15 protein-coding genes are annotated in these 17,542 nt (G+C 67.6%); 4 read left to right on the top strand and 11 right to left on the bottom strand.

Features of this window, described 5'->3' with window-relative positions; genetic code table 11:
• Position 1: 1 nt before the first annotated feature.
• From ACIA49_RS14430 to ACIA49_RS14380, 11 genes are all read right to left on the bottom strand, one after another.
• The gene (locus ACIA49_RS14430; protein ID WP_396377608.1) at positions 2-964 is read right to left on the bottom strand and encodes a glycosyltransferase family 2 protein; all 963 of its coding nucleotides are present in this window, start codon (positions 962-964) and stop codon (positions 2-4) included.
• Complete coding sequence (locus ACIA49_RS14425) at positions 961-1,611, bottom strand: phosphatase PAP2 family protein (protein ID WP_396377607.1); 651 nt, start codon at positions 1,609-1,611, stop codon at positions 961-963. The genes ACIA49_RS14430 and ACIA49_RS14425 overlap by 4 nt, the downstream gene beginning before the upstream one ends.
• A gap of 8 nt (positions 1,612-1,619) precedes the next feature.
• Positions 1,620-2,933 carry a glutamate-1-semialdehyde 2,1-aminomutase gene (locus ACIA49_RS14420; RefSeq protein WP_396377606.1) on the bottom strand — a complete coding sequence of 438 codons (1,314 nt, stop codon included), beginning with the start codon at positions 2,931-2,933 and terminating at the stop codon, positions 1,620-1,622.
• Positions 2,930-3,478, bottom strand: a complete 549-nt coding sequence (gene rfbC, locus ACIA49_RS14415; RefSeq protein WP_396377605.1) for a dTDP-4-dehydrorhamnose 3,5-epimerase — start codon at positions 3,476-3,478, stop codon at positions 2,930-2,932. The genes ACIA49_RS14420 and rfbC overlap by 4 nt, the downstream gene beginning before the upstream one ends.
• Before the next feature lie 4 nt (positions 3,479-3,482).
• Positions 3,483-4,604 (bottom strand): hypothetical protein, encoded by a 1,122-nt coding sequence (locus ACIA49_RS14410; protein WP_396377604.1) that lies wholly within the window; start codon positions 4,602-4,604, stop codon positions 3,483-3,485.
• 14 nt (positions 4,605-4,618) lie between these two features.
• Positions 4,619-5,272, bottom strand: coding sequence for a PIG-L deacetylase family protein (locus ACIA49_RS14405; RefSeq protein ID WP_396377603.1), 654 nt, complete (start codon positions 5,270-5,272; stop codon positions 4,619-4,621).
• On the bottom strand, positions 5,272-6,111 hold the full coding sequence (locus tag ACIA49_RS14400; RefSeq protein WP_396377602.1) for a sugar phosphate nucleotidyltransferase: 840 nt from the start codon (positions 6,109-6,111) through the stop codon (positions 5,272-5,274). The genes ACIA49_RS14405 and ACIA49_RS14400 overlap by 1 nt, the downstream gene beginning before the upstream one ends.
• Before the next feature lie 28 nt (positions 6,112-6,139).
• A complete protein-coding gene (locus tag ACIA49_RS14395) occupies positions 6,140-7,372 on the bottom strand; it encodes a methyltransferase domain-containing protein (RefSeq protein WP_396377601.1) in 1,233 nt (410 codons plus the stop codon).
• Between the two features lies 1 nt (position 7,373).
• A complete protein-coding gene (locus ACIA49_RS14390) occupies positions 7,374-8,465 on the bottom strand; it encodes an NAD-dependent epimerase/dehydratase family protein (protein ID WP_396377600.1) in 1,092 nt (363 codons plus the stop codon).
• A 135-nt stretch (positions 8,466-8,600) separates the two neighbouring features.
• Positions 8,601-9,131: a hypothetical protein gene (locus ACIA49_RS14385; RefSeq protein ID WP_396377599.1), complete on the bottom strand. Its 531-nt coding sequence runs from the start codon at positions 9,129-9,131 to the stop codon at positions 8,601-8,603.
• Between the two features lie 3 nt (positions 9,132-9,134).
• On the bottom strand, positions 9,135-10,748 hold the full coding sequence (locus tag ACIA49_RS14380; RefSeq protein ID WP_396377598.1) for a bifunctional serine/threonine protein kinase/MFS transporter: 1,614 nt from the start codon (positions 10,746-10,748) through the stop codon (positions 9,135-9,137).
• Between the two features lie 146 nt (positions 10,749-10,894).
• On the opposite strand from ACIA49_RS14380, the gene ACIA49_RS14375 reads away from it, so the two are divergent.
• From ACIA49_RS14375 to ACIA49_RS14360, 4 genes are read left to right on the top strand one after another with little or no spacing between them, the layout of a single operon-like run.
• Positions 10,895-12,217, top strand: coding sequence for a UDP-glucose dehydrogenase family protein (locus ACIA49_RS14375; protein ID WP_396377597.1), 1,323 nt, complete (start codon positions 10,895-10,897; stop codon positions 12,215-12,217).
• On the top strand, positions 12,214-13,440 hold the full coding sequence (locus tag ACIA49_RS14370) for a glycosyltransferase family 4 protein (RefSeq protein WP_396377596.1): 1,227 nt from the start codon (positions 12,214-12,216) through the stop codon (positions 13,438-13,440). Before ACIA49_RS14375 ends, ACIA49_RS14370 begins: the two co-directional genes overlap by 4 nt.
• A gap of 1 nt (position 13,441) precedes the next feature.
• On the top strand, positions 13,442-15,358 hold the full coding sequence (gene asnB / locus ACIA49_RS14365; protein ID WP_396377595.1) for an asparagine synthase (glutamine-hydrolyzing): 1,917 nt from the start codon (positions 13,442-13,444) through the stop codon (positions 15,356-15,358).
• Positions 15,359-15,370: 12 nt separating this feature from the next.
• A complete protein-coding gene (locus ACIA49_RS14360; protein ID WP_396377594.1) occupies positions 15,371-17,518 on the top strand; it encodes a bi-domain-containing oxidoreductase in 2,148 nt (715 codons plus the stop codon).
• The last annotated feature ends 24 nt before the right edge of the window (positions 17,519-17,542 follow it).

The following is a 17,542-nucleotide window of genomic DNA, read 5'->3' as shown; positions in this document are numbered from 1 at the left end:
GTCAGCGTCCCTCGGATCCGGCGACGACGGCCTGAACCGACAAGCTGTCGATCGCACCGAAGTGCTGGATCGGCTCCGGCCGTTCGGCACCCGGCAGGCGACGGGTGACGCGGCTGGTCAGCCAGTCGCGGATGTGCCGGTTGCACGCCCGCTTGTCCGCGGCGCTCAGCGGCGACCGCCGTACGGCGGTGTAGTAGCCGAGGATGTACTCGGCGACCAGCCGGGCCGGCGGGTGGATGAGCTTGTTGGAGCGCTTCGGGTCCAGGTTGCGCGACCAACTGCTGATCGTCGGGTTCGCCTGCAGCGCACGGCCGTCGTGGTGACGGCGGAAGTACAGCCACTCCGGTACCTGGAGGAAGCGGCCGTGCAGCACCAGCTCGGCCATGAACACCTGGTCTGCGTGGTAGAAGCTGCCGTGCGGCTTCACCTTGCGCAGTACGTCGGACCGGATCACGCCGTAGAAATCGTCCGCCTGGATCGCGCCCGGAAGATCGGCGTCGCGCAGCTGGCTGCGCAGCCGCTCGGGCGCATCCGGCGCGTCGGTGTGCAGCGGGTACTTCAGCGCCTGGATGACGTTGTCCTCGCCGTCGATCGCCGCGGTGTAGGTGTGCGTGAGGACGGCATCCGGGTTCGCGTCCAGCAACTCGATGCACTTGGCAACCAAGTCACGACCCCACAGGTCGTCACCGGAGGCCCACTTGAACAGCTCGCCGTGACTCTTCTGGAAGACGAAGTCGTGATGCGGTGCGGCCCCGACGTTGTGGTCCTGGCGATAGAACGTGATCCGCTCGTCGCGCGCGGCGTAGTCCCGGCAGATGTCGTCCGTGCTGTCGGTGGACGCGTTGCTGGACAGGATCAGCTCGAAGTCGGTGTACGTCTGGCCGAGCACCGCGTCCAGCGACTGCGCGAGGTACTCCTCGCCGTTGTAGACCGGCAGGCCGATGCTGAGTCTGGGGTACGTCATGTCGGGCTCCCAACCGAGTCGACGGCGTTGGCTTTTGTCCGGTGCACCGGACGAAGGAACCGCGGCGACGCCGCGAAGATGACGATCGCCACGGCGAGCAGTCCGCCGCCGATCACGTCGGTGAACCAGTGCATGGACAGCAGCAGCAGCGAGAAGCCCATGGTCAGCTCGGCCACCAGCACGAGCCACCAGGCCCACAGCGGTGGACACTGCCGCCAGACAAGCAGAATCCCGCCCAGGCAACTGAGCAGGATGACCATGTGGCCGGACGGGTAGGAACCGTTGAACATGCCGACGTCGTTGTGCGGGTCCGGCCGGCTGAAGATCGCCTTGGTGACCTGCGTGATCAGCACGGTCACCACGGCGAGCCGGCCGACGTAGAAGAGCGGCCACCACGACTTCCGCCGTACCGATGCGGCCACACCGGCCACCGCGAGCGCGGCGAGGGCGACCGGTGGGCCGGCACCGTCGACGACGTTGCCGAAGACCAGTTGCCACGGCCCCCAGACGTCGTCGGGTCGGAATACTTCGCGCAGCGTGCGGTCGAAGCTGTCGGTCGGTTCGAGGGTGACGAACACCGCCAACGCCAGGAACGCCGCCAGGCAGATGAGTGCCCACCGGCGCGCCACTGACAACTTCGAACTCACACTGCTCCTTATGCGTACTTGCGGAAGACGGGCTGCACCGGACGGCCGGGCAGGAAGGCCGAGACGTCCTGTGCCTCAAGGGCTTTGCGGTAGACCGTGCAGGCTTGGGCGACCACATCGACGGTCTTGTCGATGTCCGCGTCGGTGAGTGCGCTGCTCACGACGAACGACGGGCCGATCACCCCACCGAGGAGCAGCTCGCGCAGGAACAGCGTCCGGTACGGCTGCGAGGGCGCGAAGCTCTCGTCGAGCGTCGCGAAGACCAGGTTGCTCGCCCGACCGCGAACGAGCACGTGGTCCTCGACACCGGCCGCCAACGCGACCTCCTGTACGCCGGCCGCGAGCTTCTCACCGCGCTCGTGCAACCGCGCGGCGATACCTTCTTCGGCGTACACATCCATGACGGCCATCGCGGCCGCGAGTGAATGCGTCTCGGCGCCATGCGTGGTGGAGAGCAGGAAGACGCGCTCGTTGGTGTCGCGGAGACCGCCGCGCTCCATGAACTCGCGCTTTCCTGCCAGCGCCGACACGGCGAACCCGTTGCCGAGTGCCTTGCCGAAGGTGGACAGGTCCGGCGTCACGCCGTACATGCCTTGGGCGCCGGCCTCGGAGAAGCGGAAGCCGGTGATCATCTCGTCGAAGACCAGCAGTGCGCCGTACGAGTGCACGAGGTCGCGCAGGCCCTCCAGATAGCCGGCTGGCGGCTCCTGCTGGGTTGCTGCCTCCAGGATCAGGCAGGCGATCTCACCGTCGTACCGGCGGAGCAGCTCCTCGGTCGCGGCCAGGTCGCCGTACGGGAAGGCCACGGTCAGGTCGCCGATCGCGTCCGGGATACCGGCGGCCATCGGAGTGCGCGTGATGAACCAGTCGTCGGTCGAGAAGAACGCGTGGTCGGAGCAGATCGCGACCTTGGTCCGGCCGGTGATCGCCCGGGCCAGCTTCACCGCGGCGGTGGTCGCATCCGAACCGTTCTTGGCGAACTTGACCATCTCGGCCGTCGGGACCGACGCGAGGAACCGCTCGGCCGCGTCCGCCTCGATGATGCTCGGCCGGACGAAGTTGCTGCCGCGGTCGAGCTCACGCCGGACCGCCTCGACGACGCGCGGGTGCGCGTGACCGAGGCTGACCGCGCGCAGGCCGGCGCCGTACTCGATGTACTCGTTACCGTCGACATCCCAGACATGGGCACCGAGGCCACGCTCGATCACCGGCGCCATGTCCTCGGGGTACTGGTCGTCACCCTTGGCATAGGTGTGCGCGCCGCCGGGGATCGCCTTGTGCAGCCGGGCGTTGGCCGCGATCGACTTCTCGAAGGACTTCATGTGAGCCTCGCAATGGCCTCGGCCAGAGACGGTGCCGCGAGGTCGCGCTCGGACATGAGCGTGACCGGCAGCGGCCAGTGGATGTCGAGATCCGGGTCGTCCCAACGGATCGAGACGTCCTCGGACGGGTCGTGCGCCCGGTCGATCCGGTACGACACGTCGGCCGGCTCGGTGAGCGCCTGGAACCCGTGCGCGCACCCGGCCGGTACGTAGATCGTGACCTGGTTCTCGCCGGTCAGGTCGAAGGTCTCCCGCTGCCGGTACGTCGGTGAGTCGGGGCGCAGGTCCACGACCACGTCGAGCACTGCGCCGTACGAGCACCGCACGAGCTTGGCCTCGCCGACACCCGCACGGATGTGCATGCCCCGTACGACACCGCGGCGCGACCGGGAGATGCTGTCCTGCACGAACGCGTCGGGATCGAGACCGGTCTGCTTCACGATGTCGCGGTCGAACGTGCGCGAGAAGAACCCGCGCTCGTCGACATGCGGCGTCGGCCGGAAGATCAATGCACCGGCGATACCGGCTACTTGTTCTACCTGCATGGGCTCATCGCCTCAGCTCATGTGGTTCAGGAAGCGGTACCAGATACGTCGCACCCCAACCACCGTCGGCCTCGAGCTGGGCGATCACCTCTTCGGCGATGTCCCAGGTGAGCACCAGTACGACGTCCGGCCGAGCCGCCTTGAGGTCCTCGACCGGGCGGATCGGCACCATGCAACCACCGGGGATGCGGCGGCCGTGCTTGCCCGGCGCCTTGTCGACGGTGAACTCGAGCAGGTCGTTGCCGACCTTGCTCAGGTCGAGCAGGACCGGTGCCTTCGACGGAGCGCCGTACCCGAGGACCTTGCGGCCAGCAGCCTTGTGCCGGGTCAGCTCCTCGTGCAGCGCACCGGCGGCGTGCCACGCGGCCTCTTGCAGGCTGGCCAGCTGGATCTCGTCCGCGATCCCGGCTGCCTCTTCGTCGGCCAGGACAACGTCGACGGAAGCATCCGGCTTGGCCTCCGCGGTGTGCCGCAGCATCACCATCAGGCTGCCGCCGTACATCTCCACCTGCTTGACGGATTCGACCGTCAGGCCGTTCAGCTTGGCGATGTTCCCGACCGCGCGCAGCGACTGATACGACCAGTGCCCGTGCCGGATGGTGTCGAACTGGTTGCCGACGAACAGCGGGAGCAGATGGTGGAACTCCATCACCAGCAGGCCGCCGGGTGCGAGCCGCTCGGCCCGCAGCTTGAAGGACTCACCGAACTGCTCGTCGTGCACGATGCCATGGACATCGACGACCAGGTCAGCCTTCTCGCCGTCGCCGGCCAGGCGCGACCCAGCGGCGTACAGGTGGTCCAGCCAGGAACCGCCGTGCGGGCTGCCGAACTCGAACACCACACCACCGGCGAGCTCCGGATAATCGCGCAGGATCTCCTTCACCGACGACTCGGCGTGCGCGAGACTCGTCGCCGACTCGACCGCCAGCGGCTCCTCGGCGATCTGCGCCTCGACCGGGCCGAGCTGGACGAGCGTGCAGTCGCGGCACAGCCACAACGACAGCGGGTGGCGCGGATCCGGACCAGGCGTGTCTGCGGTCGGGAACAGGTCCGCGGTCGGCTGGTCGCCGACATCAACCACCTGTACGACGTTCGCTCCCGTACAGCCGCGGCATCTGAAGCCCACGTCGTCTCCCCCAGTCACCATGTCAGCATCGCCTTGCCGGTCGTGAAGGCCTCGGCGTACCGGGCCCGGCATTCCATCCCGCGCAGCCGGGCGAGTCCGGTGAACGTCTCTTCGTCGAACCAGTCGTGCGGGACCTGCGAGGGATACGCCTTGTGCAGGCGAGCGACCTTCTCGCGCATCTGCTCCTCGGACAGGTCGACGTACAGGGACGGGCGGCCGAGGTCGCCGTCCCACTTCGGGATCTCGTAGTGCAGCACCAGGTGGTTGCGCCAGACCGTCGGGGCCAGCTCGGCGATCAGCCGGTGGTCCTGGTGCGCGTCGTGCTTGCTCGGGGCAAAGACCAGGACCGGGGTCCGGACCGCTCCCCGGGCCGTTGCCTCGAGCAACTCCTTGGTCTCGTTCCAGTGCGCCGGCAGCCGGCCGTCCGGCAGCTCGGCCGACGTGACGGTCACCTCGCACTCGGGCAGGAACAGTTCCGCCCCCCGGCGGGCTTCCTCGAGGCGTTGCGGCGTACCGGTCGCGATCACGAACTCGGCGGTCAGCTCCGGCACCGACTCGGCCAGCTTGAGCAGCGTGCCGCCGCAGCCGATCTCGATGTCGTCCGGGTGCGCGCCGAGCGCGACGAGGTGAACCGGCCCGTCGATCAGGCCGAGCTGGAACGGAAGCATCAGAGCGCCACCACGACCGGGTCGGATCCGTTGCTGTTGCTGTTGCTCAACGAGCGGCGGTTCTCGTGCGCCCACAGCGCCCACGGCTTCTTGCCCGAGCGGTACAGCTCCTCGAGCTGACTGCGCTCCTTGAGGGTGTCCATCGGTGCCCAGAACCCGTGATGCGGGATCGCCTCGAGCTTGCCGACCGCGGACAGCCGCGGGAACGCGTCGCCGACCAGATCCTCGCCCTCGTTCAGGACGTCGAAGATCTCCTTCTTGATCACGAAGTAGCCGCCGTTGATCCAGACGTTCAGATCGGCTGCGCTTCGCAGCCCGGTGACGCGCGAGTCGGTACCGAACTCGACCACGTGGAAGGACGCCTGCGGCGGGACCGCGAGCAGACTCGCCGTCACGTCGCTGTTGATGACGTGGTCGACGATCTTGTCCATCGGCGCGTCGGTCAGCACGTCACCGTAGTTGGCCAGGAAGACGTCGTCGTCCTCCAGGTACGGCCGGACCCGGCGCAGCCGCTCCCCGATGCTGGTGTCGATACCCGTGTCGACGAAGGTGATCTTCCACTCGCTGATGTCGGAGTCGAGCAGCTCGATCCGCTGCCCGCCCTTCGTCATCACGAAGTCGTTGGAGACGGTCTCCTCGTAACGCAGGAAGTACTCCTTGACCGCCGAGCCGCCGAAGCCCAGGCAGAGGATGAACTCGGTGTGGCCGAAGTGTGCGTAGTACCGCATCACGTGCCACAGGACCGGCCGGTCGCCGATCGTCATCATCGGTTTCGGTGCGGAGTCGACGCCGCTGCGCATCCGCAGCCCGAAGCCTCCACAGAAGATCACGACCTTCATCGCTGTTCCTTCCCCCCTACTGCGTTTCTTAGAGAACTTCGAGACGCGGGATCGGTACGACGAACTTCGCGCCCCACTCCCGTGCATAGCCGAGCTGGTGGACGATCTCGTCGCGCAGGTTCCACGGCAGGATCAGGATGTAGTCCGGGCGCGTCTCGGCCAGGCGCTCCGGGGCGTGGATCGGGATGTGCGTCCCCGGCAGGAACAGCCCGTGCTTGTGCGGGCTGCGGTCCACCGTGTACGGCAGCAGGTCCTCGCGGATGCCGCAGTGGTTCAGCAGCGTGTTGCCCTTACCAGGAGCGCCGTACCCGGCGACCGTCTTGCCGTCGCGCTGGGCCTGGATCAGGAACTCGACCAGCTCGGCCTTGATCGTGAAGACCTCGTTCGCGAAGCCGGCGTGGCCCTCGACGGTGTGCAGGCCGGCATCGGCCTCGTCCTTCAGCACCTTGCCGACGAGCTCGGTCGGCTCGCCCGCGGTCTCGATCGGCGTACTGAAGACCCGCAGCGAACCGCCGTGGCTGGCCAGCTCCTGGACGTCGACGACCTTGAGGCCGGCCTTCTCCAGCGCGAGCGAAGCGGTCTTGAGACTCAGGTACGAATAGTGCTCGTGGTAGATCGTGTCGTACTGACGACGCTCGATCAGCCGCAGCAGATGCGGGAACTCCAGCGACACCAAGCCGTCGTCCTTCACCAGCGCGCGCAGGCCCTTGGCGAAGTCGATGATGTCCGGGACGTGCGCGAACACGTTGTTCCCGGCCACCAGATCGGCCTTGCCGTGCCGGGCGGCCGCGTCGGTACCGGTCGCCTCACCGAGGAAGTAGCTCTCGGTCCGGATGCCCTTCTCGTTCGCGATCTCGGCGATGTTGCCGGCCGGCTCGATCCCGAGCACCGGGATGCCGAGGGCCACCGCGTGCTGCAGCAGGTAGCCGTCGTTGCTGGCGGCCTCGACGATCAGGCTGTCCGGACCGAGGTTCAGCCGCTCCTGCATGTCAACGACGAACCGGCGGGCGTGCTCCACCCAGCTGGTCGAGTACGACGAGAAGTACAGGTAGTCGGAGAAGACGTCGTCAGCGGCCACGTACGCCGGGAGCTGGACGAGCAGGCAGTTGTCGCAGATCCGCACGTTCAGCGGGTAGAAGGTCTCCCCGGCGTCGATCTGGTCGGCGCGCAGGAAACTCTCGCACGGCGGCGACATGCCGAGGTCGACGAAGGTGCGGTTCAGGTCTTCGCCGCAGAGGCGGCACGAAACAGTGGCAGCCATGTCAGTTGGCCTCCGTGCTCTTGTTCTCGAAGAAGAAGTCAGCCTTCGGGCCGGGGAACTGCTCGTCGGTCTGGCGGACTAGCTGGCTGTCGACGAGGTTCTTGTCGAGCAGCTGCTGGATCCGGCGCAGCCGGACGAACTGGGCCGACGTGAAGTCGTCGTAGGTCAGGCCGTGCCGCTGGTAGGCGTCGTACATCTCCTCGACCCCCTTGCGGACGGTCCACTCGAGCTTGAGGCCCGGGAAGGTGTCGTTCAGCTTGCTGAAGTCGACCTTGTAGTTGCGCAGGTCCGGGCCGGCGCCGTCGGCGATCGACAGCGTCGAGCCCGGCACGACCTCACGGACCATCTCGGCGATGTCGCGCACCTGGACGACGTCCTCGGAGCGGCCCACGTTGAACGCCTCGTCGTGGATCACGTCCCGCGGCGACTCCAGCACCTCGCCGAACGCCCGGCTGATGTCCTCGATGTGGACGAGCGGCCGCCACGGGGTGCCGTCGCTCTCCAACCGGACCTGCCCGGTGGTCAGTGCGATCGCGGTCAGGTTGTTGACCACGATGTCCAGCCGCAGCCGCGTCGAGGCGCCGTACGCGGTGGCGTTTCTCAGGTACGTCGGGCTGAAGTTGTCGTCGGCCAGCTTCGACAGCTCCTGCTCGGCCAGCGCCTTGGTCTCCCCGTACGCCGTCACCGGGAACATCTCGGCGTCCTCACCGACCGCCTCGGACCCGGCCGCGCCGTACAGGCTGCAGCTCGACGCGAACAGGAACCGCTCGACGCCGGCGTCCTTGGCGGCCTGGGCCACGTTCAGCGTGCCGCGCAGGTTGACCGAGTACGTCGCCTCCTTGTCGAGGTTGCCCAGCGGGTCGTTCGACAAAGCGGCCAGACAGACCACCGCGTCGTACCCCTCGAGCTCCTTCGCCGTGACATCGCGCATGTCCCGCGGCTTCCGGTCCCCGATCGGCTCCGGCCCACCCAGCAGGTCGCACCCCTCGTACAGCCCGGTGTCCAACCCGTCCACCACATGACCCGCACCCCGGAGGAACGGCACCATCACGGCCCCGATGTAACCCCGATCGCCAGTGACCAGCACTCTCATCCGTACGCTCCCTCGCCCCGACACTCCCCTGTCGCCTCTACAGATCAGCCGGAAGCCGTTCTGATACAGCCAATCCACAACGTCCGAAGATCCGCCGTCCGCAGCCGGCCTGTGCGAGGGTGAGCAGCGGCGATCTCAGCGGGGTTTCTGGGCCTCGAGCTCCTGGACCAGTTCGGAGGCCAGCGCCTGCAGTCCGGCGAATTCGGGGGTGCCGAGGGATTCATCGCGCCCGAACCTGACCCTGAGCAGGATGTTGTCGATCCGGCTCTCGACGGCGATACCGAGGATCTCCCCGGACCTGAACTCCTCGAAGGGATAGCGGATGCCTTCGTCGCCGAGTTGCGTACTCTCCGTACCGCTGTCGGGCGCCTCACCCTTCAGACGGCGGGTGGCGCTGCGGGAGCCGGCCAACTTCGTGAGGTCGATCATGACCTCAGTCCGGCCGTTGCCTGGACTGTGAAAAGAACAGGAGACGCTGTCGGCGTCGACCGTCCGTGGCATCCCGAGAGGCGTCTCGAAGCGCGCAAGGCGGTTCCGCGACAAGGCAGGCGACGCGCAGACGTCGGGTAAAGCGGTGAGGTCGTTCAGTCCGTCGACGTAACGCACGGTAGTCAGGCAGCCGGTGAAGACCGCCATGACCAGCGCGGCTGTCCCCGTGGTGACCAAGACCTAACGCTTCGCCGGCTTGTTCGTCCCGGTACTGCCCGCGGCCCGTACGGCGAACAGGACCAGCAGAGCGGCGGCGATCACGAGGCTGCCGCAGCCGATGAAGGGCGCGATGAAGTAGTCGCCACCCCACTGGGGCCTGACCTGCGGGTCCACGAGCCAGAGGTAGCCGACCGCGGCAGCGACGCCGAGCAGGATCGTGACCGCGCCCAGCTCCCGATAGACCACGCTGACCTGACTCAGCAGCGTCGCAGGCACGATCCGCTTCCGCAGCGCGCCGGACGATCGGTACCAACTTCCGAAAGCAACCAAGGCGACCACGGCCAGGACGATCCCCGGCACGTCCAAACCCAGATCTGCGACGAAAGCCCCGGTAACCAGCGAGCCGCCCGCGAGCAGCGCGTTCCCAACCAGGACCGTGCGCAGACCGAACCATGCCATCAAGCGCGGGGCCAGCAAGGCGCCGAGCCCTCCGACGGCCCCGGTCATCACCAGCACGATGGCCGCGACCGGCAATACCTCGGGCAGATATTTTGTCCGGCCATCGGCCCCGCCGTAGACGAGGAGGACCGCAAGTGCCCCGAGCACCCCGTTGAGCGCGGCCAATTGCCACCCAAGCGCCCGGAGCACGCGATTGCCCCGAACGAAGGTGATCCCTTCGGTCGACGGTTCCGGTCGATGATCGCCCTGGTCGATCCGGGTACCGCCGTCCGGCAGTACCTGGGTAGGTCCGCCGAACTCCTCTGTCGACCGGTTCGCGACTCCGGGCCGAGGGGCCGGCCTCTCGAAGGTCGGGTACCCGTCTGCGACCGCGAGCAACTGCTCCCTGACCGGGCCGGCATCCAGCCGCCGGCCGGGATCGCGCTCCAGCAGACCCGCGATGACCGGCGCCAGCGACCCGGCATGGTGCGGCGGAGCGGGATCACGAGTCAGGATCGCGGCGATCATCGCAGGGACGTCGTCATGATCATGCGCAGGCCGTCCCTCGACGGCGAAGTAGAGGGTCGCGCCCAGCGCCCAGAGATCTGCCGCCGCACCGGCCTCGGCGCCCGAGAGGCGCTCCGGTGCGATATAGCCGAGCGTGCCTGACACCGTGCCGGTGCCGGTCAGGGTACGGGTGGCGCCGGCGACCGATGCGATGCCGAAGTCCGTCAACATCCAGCGGCCGTCGGCGCCGAGCATCACGTTCTGCGGCTTGACATCTCGATGCAGTACGCCGCCGGCGTGCGCGGTTGTCAACGCGTCGAGCAGCCGCAGACCGAGCTCGGCGGTACGGCGTGGGCTCAGCGGCCCATCGGCGCGAACCACCTGGTCGAGAGACCGGCCACTGAGCAGACGCATCACGATCCACGGCCGGCCGCCCTCGTCCACCACGTCGTAGATCGTCACGATGCCCGGGTGGTCCAACCCAGCGGCAGCCTGGGCTTCGCGCATCGCCCGGGCTCGCAACCTGTCGCGATCCGCCGGACTCAACCCTTCGGGAATCCGCAGCTCCTTCACCGCGACCTCGCGGCGCAGGACCGTGTCGAGCGCCTTCCAGACAGTGCCCATCCCGCCCACGCCGATCGGCTGCTCGCTCAAGACGTACCGGCCGTTGGCCAAGCTGCGCTCAGTCACCGCCAGACCCTACCGTCCGGCAAGTCCACCACCGGGCCGGTCCTCGGTGGTGAGGAGTTTCGGCCAATTTCTGGGCTGGGTGTATCAGGGGGTGGGGGTGGGTGCTCTTTTGGGCGCTGCCGTGTTCTGAGCCTGTGGGGGGCGTTATGAAGGTTGCCGTATTCGGTCTTGGGTATGTGGGGTCGGTGACTGCGGCTTGTCTGGCCGCGGCCGGGCATGACGTGTGGGGTGTCGATGTGGACACCGCCAAGGTCGGGCCGATCACCGAGGGGCACAGTCCTGTGGTCGAGCCCGGGCTGGACGAGTTGGTTGCGAGTGGGGTGACCGGGGGGCGGCTGCATGCCACGACCGATCCTCGGCTCGCGCTGGATCGCGCCGACGTGTCGCTGATCTGTGTCGGTACGCCGTCCACTCCGGCCGGTAGTACCGACCTGACGTACATCAAGCGCGCGGTCCGCGACATCGCGGAGGCCGCGCATGTCGTCGTACCGCCGGAGTCGGGGTTCCACAGCATCGTGATCCGGTCGACCGTGCCGCCGGGGACGGTGGACGAGGTGGTCGCGAAGGTGCTGGCCGACGTACCGCCGCCGGCTGGATTGACGTTCGGTACGGCGATGTGTCCGGAGTTCCTGCGGGAAGGGTCCGGACTGGCCGACTTCTACGAGCCGCCATTCGTCGTGGTGGGCACCCAGTTCCCGACCGTCGGCAAGCAACTGGCCGAGCTACTCGGGTTCCTCGGGCAGGAGGTTCAGGTGGTCGACGTGCGGACCGCGGAGGCGCTCAAGTTCGCCTGTAACGCGTTCCACGCGACCAAGGTCTCGTTCGCGAACGAGATGGGCCGGATCTTCCGCCACTACGACGTGGACTCGCGTGAGGTGATGCGGCTGTTCGTCCAGGACACCAGCCTGAACATCTCGCCGTACTACTTGAAGCCCGGGTTCGCGTTCGGCGGCTCCTGCCTGCCGAAGGACCTGCGCTCGCTGCTGCACCTGGCCCGGGTCAACGACACCGAGCTGCCGCTACTGTCCGGGACATTGGCCACCAACGAGCGCGCCGTCAGTGACGTGGTCGACCGGGTCATTGCCGGTCCCGGCCGCGAGGTCGCACTGCTCGGGCTGAGCTTCAAGGTCTCCACCGACGACCTGCGCGAGAGCCCGAACGTCGAGCTCGCCGAGCGGTTGATCGGCAAGGGCTACAACCTGCGCATCTACGACGCGATCGTGAACCCGAGCCGCCTGGTCGGCGCGAACCTGCGGCACGTCGAGTCCAAGCTGCCGCACCTGCAGCGCGTGCTGACCGACGACCCGGCCCAGGCCCTGCGTGGCGCCGACGTCGCGCTGGTCAGTGCCACGGACCCCGCGGCGATCGAGGCCCTGCTGGCCACCCCACCCGCCAGGACCATCGACCTCAGCGGCCGCCTCGGCGGCGCCGTCGAGGCGTTGCACGGATACGAAGGAGTCGGCTGGTGAGCGCCACCCGCGTTCTGATCATCATCCAGAACCTGTGGGTCCCGTTCGACCGCCGGGTCTGGGAGGAGTGCAAAGCGCTCAAGGGCGCCGGGTACGACGTCACGGTCGTCTGCCCCAAGGGACCGGGCGATCCGTCGTACCAGGTGATCGACGGCGTCGCCGTCCACCAGTACAAGGCGTACGCACCCGGCGGCAGCAAGCTCGGCTTCATCGTCGAGTACGCCTACTCGTTCCTGATGACCCTGATGCTGGTCCTGCGCGCTCGTAAGGCCGGCAAGTTCAAGGTCATGCAGGCCTGCAACCCGCCGGACATCTTCTGGCCGATCGCGATCCTGCTGCGCCGGCTGGACCGGACGAAGTTCGTCTTCGACCACCACGACCTGTGCCCCGAGCTGTTCCAGTCACGCTTCGGCGGTACGACGTCGCTCCCGTACAAGGGACTGCGGTTCCTGGAGAAGATGACGCACCGGACCGCCGACCACGTGACGTCGACCAACGACTCGTACCGGCGGATCGCGATCACCCGCAGCGGCAAGGCCAACCACGACGTGACCGTGGTCCGCACCGGGCCGGACCCGGAGAAGCTGCAGCGCGTCCAGGCCGACGACTCGCTCCGCGACGGTCACCGCTACCTGGTCACCTACATCGGCGTGATGGGCCCGCAGGACGGCGTCGACATCGTCGTCCGCGCGGCCGACCACATCGTCAACCAGCTCGGCCGCACCGACATCAAGTTCACCTTGATGGGCGGTGGCGACTCGTTCGACGAGGTCGTTGCCCTGCGCGACGAGCTCGGGCTGCAGCAGCACATCGAGTTCACCGGCCGGGTGCCGGACGAGACCGTGCGCGCGGTGATGTCGACCGCCGACCTCGGCCTGTCGCCGGACCCGAAGAACCCGCTGAACGACGTCTCCACGATGAACAAGACGATGGAGTACATGGCGTTCGAGCTGCCGGTCGTCGCCTTCGACCTGATCGAGACCAGGGTGTCGGCCGCCGAGGCCGCCGTCTACGTCGAGCCGAACGACGTCACGAAGTACGGGCAGGCGATCGTCGACCTGCTCGACGACGAGGTCGCCCGGCGCCGGATGGGCCGGTTCGGCCGCGAGCGGGTCGAGCAGGTGCTCGCCTGGAAGCACCAGCAGAAGGCGTACCTCGGAGTGTTCGGGCAGCTGACCGGTCATGTGACGCCGATCAGCGTCGTCCGGGCCACGGGGTCCTGACGTGTGCGGGATCGCCGGCTGCTACCAGCAGCACGACGGTACGGCGCTCGCCGAGGCGATGAGCGATCGGATCGCTCATCGCGGTCCGGACGCGACGGCGACGTACCGGTTCCAGGAGGACGACGTCTTCGCCGTACTGGCGCATCGACGGCTCTCCATCATCGACCTGTCGTCCAGCGCGGACCAGCCGTTCAGCAAGCGTGGACTGACGCTTTGCTACAACGGCGAGCTCTACAACTACAAGGAACTGCGGTCCGAGCTGGCGAAGTCGGGCGTCTCGTTCCGGACCAACTCCGACACCGAGGTGGTGCTGGAGGCCTGGCGTCGTTGGGGTCCGGACGCACTACAGCGTTTCCGCGGCATGTTCGCGTTCGCGATGCTCGACGAGGAGAGCGGGAGCCTGTTCCTGGCCCGCGATCCGCTCGGCATCAAGCCGCTGTTCTTCCTGCGCCGCCAGGGTGGTGTGGTCTTCGCGTCCGAGCTGAAGGCGCTGGTCACGGCTCTCGGATCTGAGCTGCGAACCGAGCCGGGCGCGTTGATCTCGTCGATGCTCTATTACTGGCTGCCGGAACAGCGCTGCTCGATCGATGGCGTGGAGAAGTTGCCGCCGGGGTCGTGGGCCGAGTTCCGGCCGGACGGCAGTAGCCGGCAGGACACGTACTGGCGGGTGACGGACGTCGCGACCGAGGCCGCGGCGGGTCCCCCGGCTGACCTGCGTCAGGTGATCGAGGAGTCGGTCGCCGCGCACATGGTGGCCGACGTACCGGTGTCGACGTTCCTGAGCGGTGGGCTGGACTCCAGCCTGGTGACCGTGCTTGCCAAGCAGATGGACTCGGCCGTCGACTCGTACACGATCACCTTCCGGTCCGAGGACCAGAAGCTCGAAGCGATGCCGGACGACGCGATCTACGCGCGCAAGGTGGCCAAGCAGTTCGGCATCGACCTGCACGAGATCGAGATCGCTCCGGACGTGGTCGACCTGCTGCCGCGGGTCGTGGACATTCTGGACGAACCGATCGGTGACCCGGCCGCGATCAACACGCTGCTGATGTGCGACACCGCGCGCGATGCCGGGGTCAAGGTGCTGCTGTCCGGGATGGGCGCCGACGAGCTGTTCGGTGGCTATCGCAAACACCTCGCGTGCGTGATGGGAGCGCAGTACCAGTCGCTTCCCGGCGTCCTGCGCAACGGCCTGATCGGCCCGACGGTACGGCGGTTGCCGGTGACCGTGCGCGGTCGCGGCCTGCGGTACGCGCGGTGGGCGAAACGGTTCGAGACGTTCGCGAACCTCCCCGAGGAAGAAGCGTTCCGGCGCAGCTACACCATGTACGACGGGGACCAGCTGGCCGGGCTCTTGAGTCCGGACCTGGAGCCGTACGTCGGCAAGCTGCTCGGCGAGCACAGCGACATCTACCACGACACCACCCTCGACGAACACGTGAACCGGATGTGTCTGGCCGACTCGCGGATGTTCCTGCCGGGGCTGAACCTCGCCTACACCGACCGCGCCAGCATGGCCGCGTCGACCGAGGTGCGGACGCCGTTCGTGGATCCGATCGTCGCGCGGGCGGCGTTCTCGATCCCGGGGAGTCAGAAGATCCATCGGCGGGTCAGCAAGCTGGCGCTGAAGAAGGCGGCCGAGGCCTGGTTGCCGAAGGAGATCATCTACCGCCCGAAGGCGTCGTTCAGCGCTCCCCTGCGGGCCTGGATCCGCAACGACCTGCGGGAGCTGGTCGACGACACACTGCTCCGCGGTGAGCTCGTCGGGAGCGGATTCCTGCAGCAGGCCGCCGTACAACGGCTCGTGGACGACGAGCGGGCCGGGCGCGAGGACTACTCCAAGCAGATCTGGCAGTTGCTGACCCTGGAGACCTGGACCCGCAACATGCGGACGCTGGGCGTCTCGATCACCTCTTAAGGACTTGAACATATGAAGCAGGTTGCGCAGAACTACAAGTCCGGTGAGCTGGCGGTGCTCGACGTACCGCCGCCCGGCTGCCAGCCCGGTGGGGTGCTGGTGCGGTCGCTGTACTCGCTGATCTCGACCGGTACCGAGCTGATGAAGGTCGGCGAGGCCAAGCTCTCCCTGGTCGGCAAGGCGAAGGCCCGGCCGGACCAGGTGAAGAAGGTCCTCGACACCGTTGCCCAGCAGGGTCTGCGGAGCACCTACCAGAAGGTGATGAACAAGCTCGACTCCTACACGCCGCTCGGCTACTCGCTGTGTGGTGTCGTCGTCGAGGTCGGCGCCGGGGCCGAGGAGTTCAGCGTCGGGCAGCTGGTCGCTGCCGCAGGCAACGAGTTCGCGCTGCACGCGGAGTACAACTGGGTCCCCGTGAATCTGTGCGTGCCCGTACCCGATGGGGTGCAGCCGGAGCAGGCCGCCTTCTCGACCGTCGGTGCGATCGCGATGCAGGGTGTGCGCCAGGCGGAGGTCCAGCTCGGCGAGACCGCCGTGGTGATCGGACTCGGCCTGGTCGGTCAGCTCTGCGTGCGGCTGCTGGTCGCGGCCGGCGTCCGCGTCTTCGGCATCGACACCGTCGAGGACCGCTGCCGGATGGCGGAGAAGGCCGGCGCTCTCGCCTGCTCCTCCCCCGACGAAGCCGGCGTCGCGTCGCTGGAGCGTTCGTTGCTCGAGGCATCCAACGGCCTCGGCGCCGACCACATCCTGCTCGCCGCCGGCGGCCACTCCAACGGCCCCGTCGAAACCGCCGCCCGCCTGGCCCGCGACCGCGCCCGCGTCGTCGACATCGGCAAGACCCGCCTCGACCTGCCCTGGAACGCCTACTACGACAAAGAACTCGACGTCCGCTTCTCCCGCTCCTACGGCCCCGGCCGGTACGACGACCGCTACGAACTCCAAGGTATCGACTACCCCGCCGGCTACGTCCGCTGGACCGAACGCCGCAACCTCGAGTGCTTCGTCGACCTCATCGCCCGCGAACAGATCGACATCGCCTCCCTCATCGCCGGCACCTTCCCCATCGCCGACGCCACCGACGCCTACGCCAAACTCAGCACCGGCTCCCTCCCCGGCGTAGGTTTCCTCTTCGAATACCCCGAGGTACCCACTGAAGAGCTGAAGCAGGTCGCGCCGCACGTCGCCTCGCAGGCATCAAGTACGAGTGGCGCGGCTCGGCTTGGGTTTATTGGTGCGGGCAATTACGCGTCGAGCATGCTGCTGCCGCACTTGCAGAACAACGGGGACGCGAAGCTGGCCCGGGTGGCGACCAACAAGTCGCTGTCCGCGGCGAATGCTCAGCGGAAGTTCGGGTTTGAGAACATCTCGACCAGCTCGCAGGAGGTGCTGGACGACGACACGCTTGACGCGATCTTCGTGGTGACGCGCCACAGCTCCCACGCGGACCTCACCTGCCAGGCGCTTGAGGCAGGCAAGGCGGTCTTCGTCGAGAAGCCGCTCGCACTCACGTACGACGAGGTGGACCGGATCGTCGCCACGGTCGAGGCGACCGGCAACGACCGGTTGATGGTTGGGTTCAACCGTCGCTTCGCACCGCTGCTCACCGACCTCAAGACCCGGTTCGGGCAGCAGGGTGCCCAGTCGCTGCGCTACCTGGTGAACGCGGGCAAGCTCGATCCGTCGAGCTGGTACCTGGACCAGGGCAAGGAGGGCAGCCGGTTCGCGGGTGAGGGCGGCCACTTCATCGACACCCTGAGCTGGTGGCTCGACAGCCTTCCGACCGATGTGTACGCCGTACCGGGACCGGACGCCGGCGACGTGATCGTCACGCTCAAGTTCGCCAACGGTTCGGTCGGCAGCATCAACTATGTTGCCGGCGGCAACTCACGGTTCCCGAAGGAGACGATCGACATCACCGGCGGCGGCCGCAACGGTCGTCTCGACAACTTCGCGAGCGCGTCGGTCTGGACCGGCCGCAAGCCGTCCACCCAGAAGGCCCGCGGTACCGACAAGGGTCAGCGCGCCGAGCTTGAGGCCTTCGTCAGCGCCGTCAAGAACGGCACCAGGATGCCGATCTCCTTCGACTCGATCATCGCCACCACCCGCGCCACCATCGCCGTCGACCGCAGCCTCGCCTCCGGTTCGCCGGAAAAGGTATGAGCCGTCAGCCCCTCGGGTGGTACG

The organism is Kribbella sp. NPDC051587 (assembly GCF_044453945.1).
In the GTDB taxonomy this organism is placed as follows: Bacteria; Actinomycetota; Actinomycetes; order Propionibacteriales; family Kribbellaceae; genus Kribbella.
This window is presented reverse-complemented; position numbering and strand designations above follow the sequence as displayed.

What these genes read in the sequence shown, in the direction of transcription:
- ACIA49_RS14400 (WP_396377602.1), bottom strand. Translation starts at nt 6,111, where the DNA reads ATGAAGGTCGTGATCTTCTGTGGAGGCTTCGGGCTGCGGATGCGCAGC.
- ACIA49_RS14375 (WP_396377597.1), top strand. Translation starts at nt 10,895, where the DNA reads ATGAAGGTTGCCGTATTCGGTCTTGGGTATGTGGGGTCGGTGACTGCG.
- ACIA49_RS14420 (WP_396377606.1), bottom strand. Translation starts at nt 2,933, where the DNA reads ATGAAGTCCTTCGAGAAGTCGATCGCGGCCAACGCCCGGCTGCACAAG.
- ACIA49_RS14360 (WP_396377594.1), top strand. Translation starts at nt 15,371, where the DNA reads ATGAAGCAGGTTGCGCAGAACTACAAGTCCGGTGAGCTGGCGGTGCTC.
- ACIA49_RS14395 (WP_396377601.1), bottom strand. Translation starts at nt 7,372, where the DNA reads ATGGCTGCCACTGTTTCGTGCCGCCTCTGCGGCGAAGACCTGAACCGC.
- rfbC (WP_396377605.1), bottom strand. Translation starts at nt 3,478, where the DNA reads ATGCAGGTAGAACAAGTAGCCGGTATCGCCGGTGCATTGATCTTCCGG.
- ACIA49_RS14405 (WP_396377603.1), bottom strand. Translation starts at nt 5,272, where the DNA reads ATGCTTCCGTTCCAGCTCGGCCTGATCGACGGGCCGGTTCACCTCGTC.
- ACIA49_RS14430 (WP_396377608.1), bottom strand. Translation starts at nt 964, where the DNA reads ATGACGTACCCCAGACTCAGCATCGGCCTGCCGGTCTACAACGGCGAG.
- ACIA49_RS14390 (WP_396377600.1), bottom strand. Translation starts at nt 8,465, where the DNA reads ATGAGAGTGCTGGTCACTGGCGATCGGGGTTACATCGGGGCCGTGATG.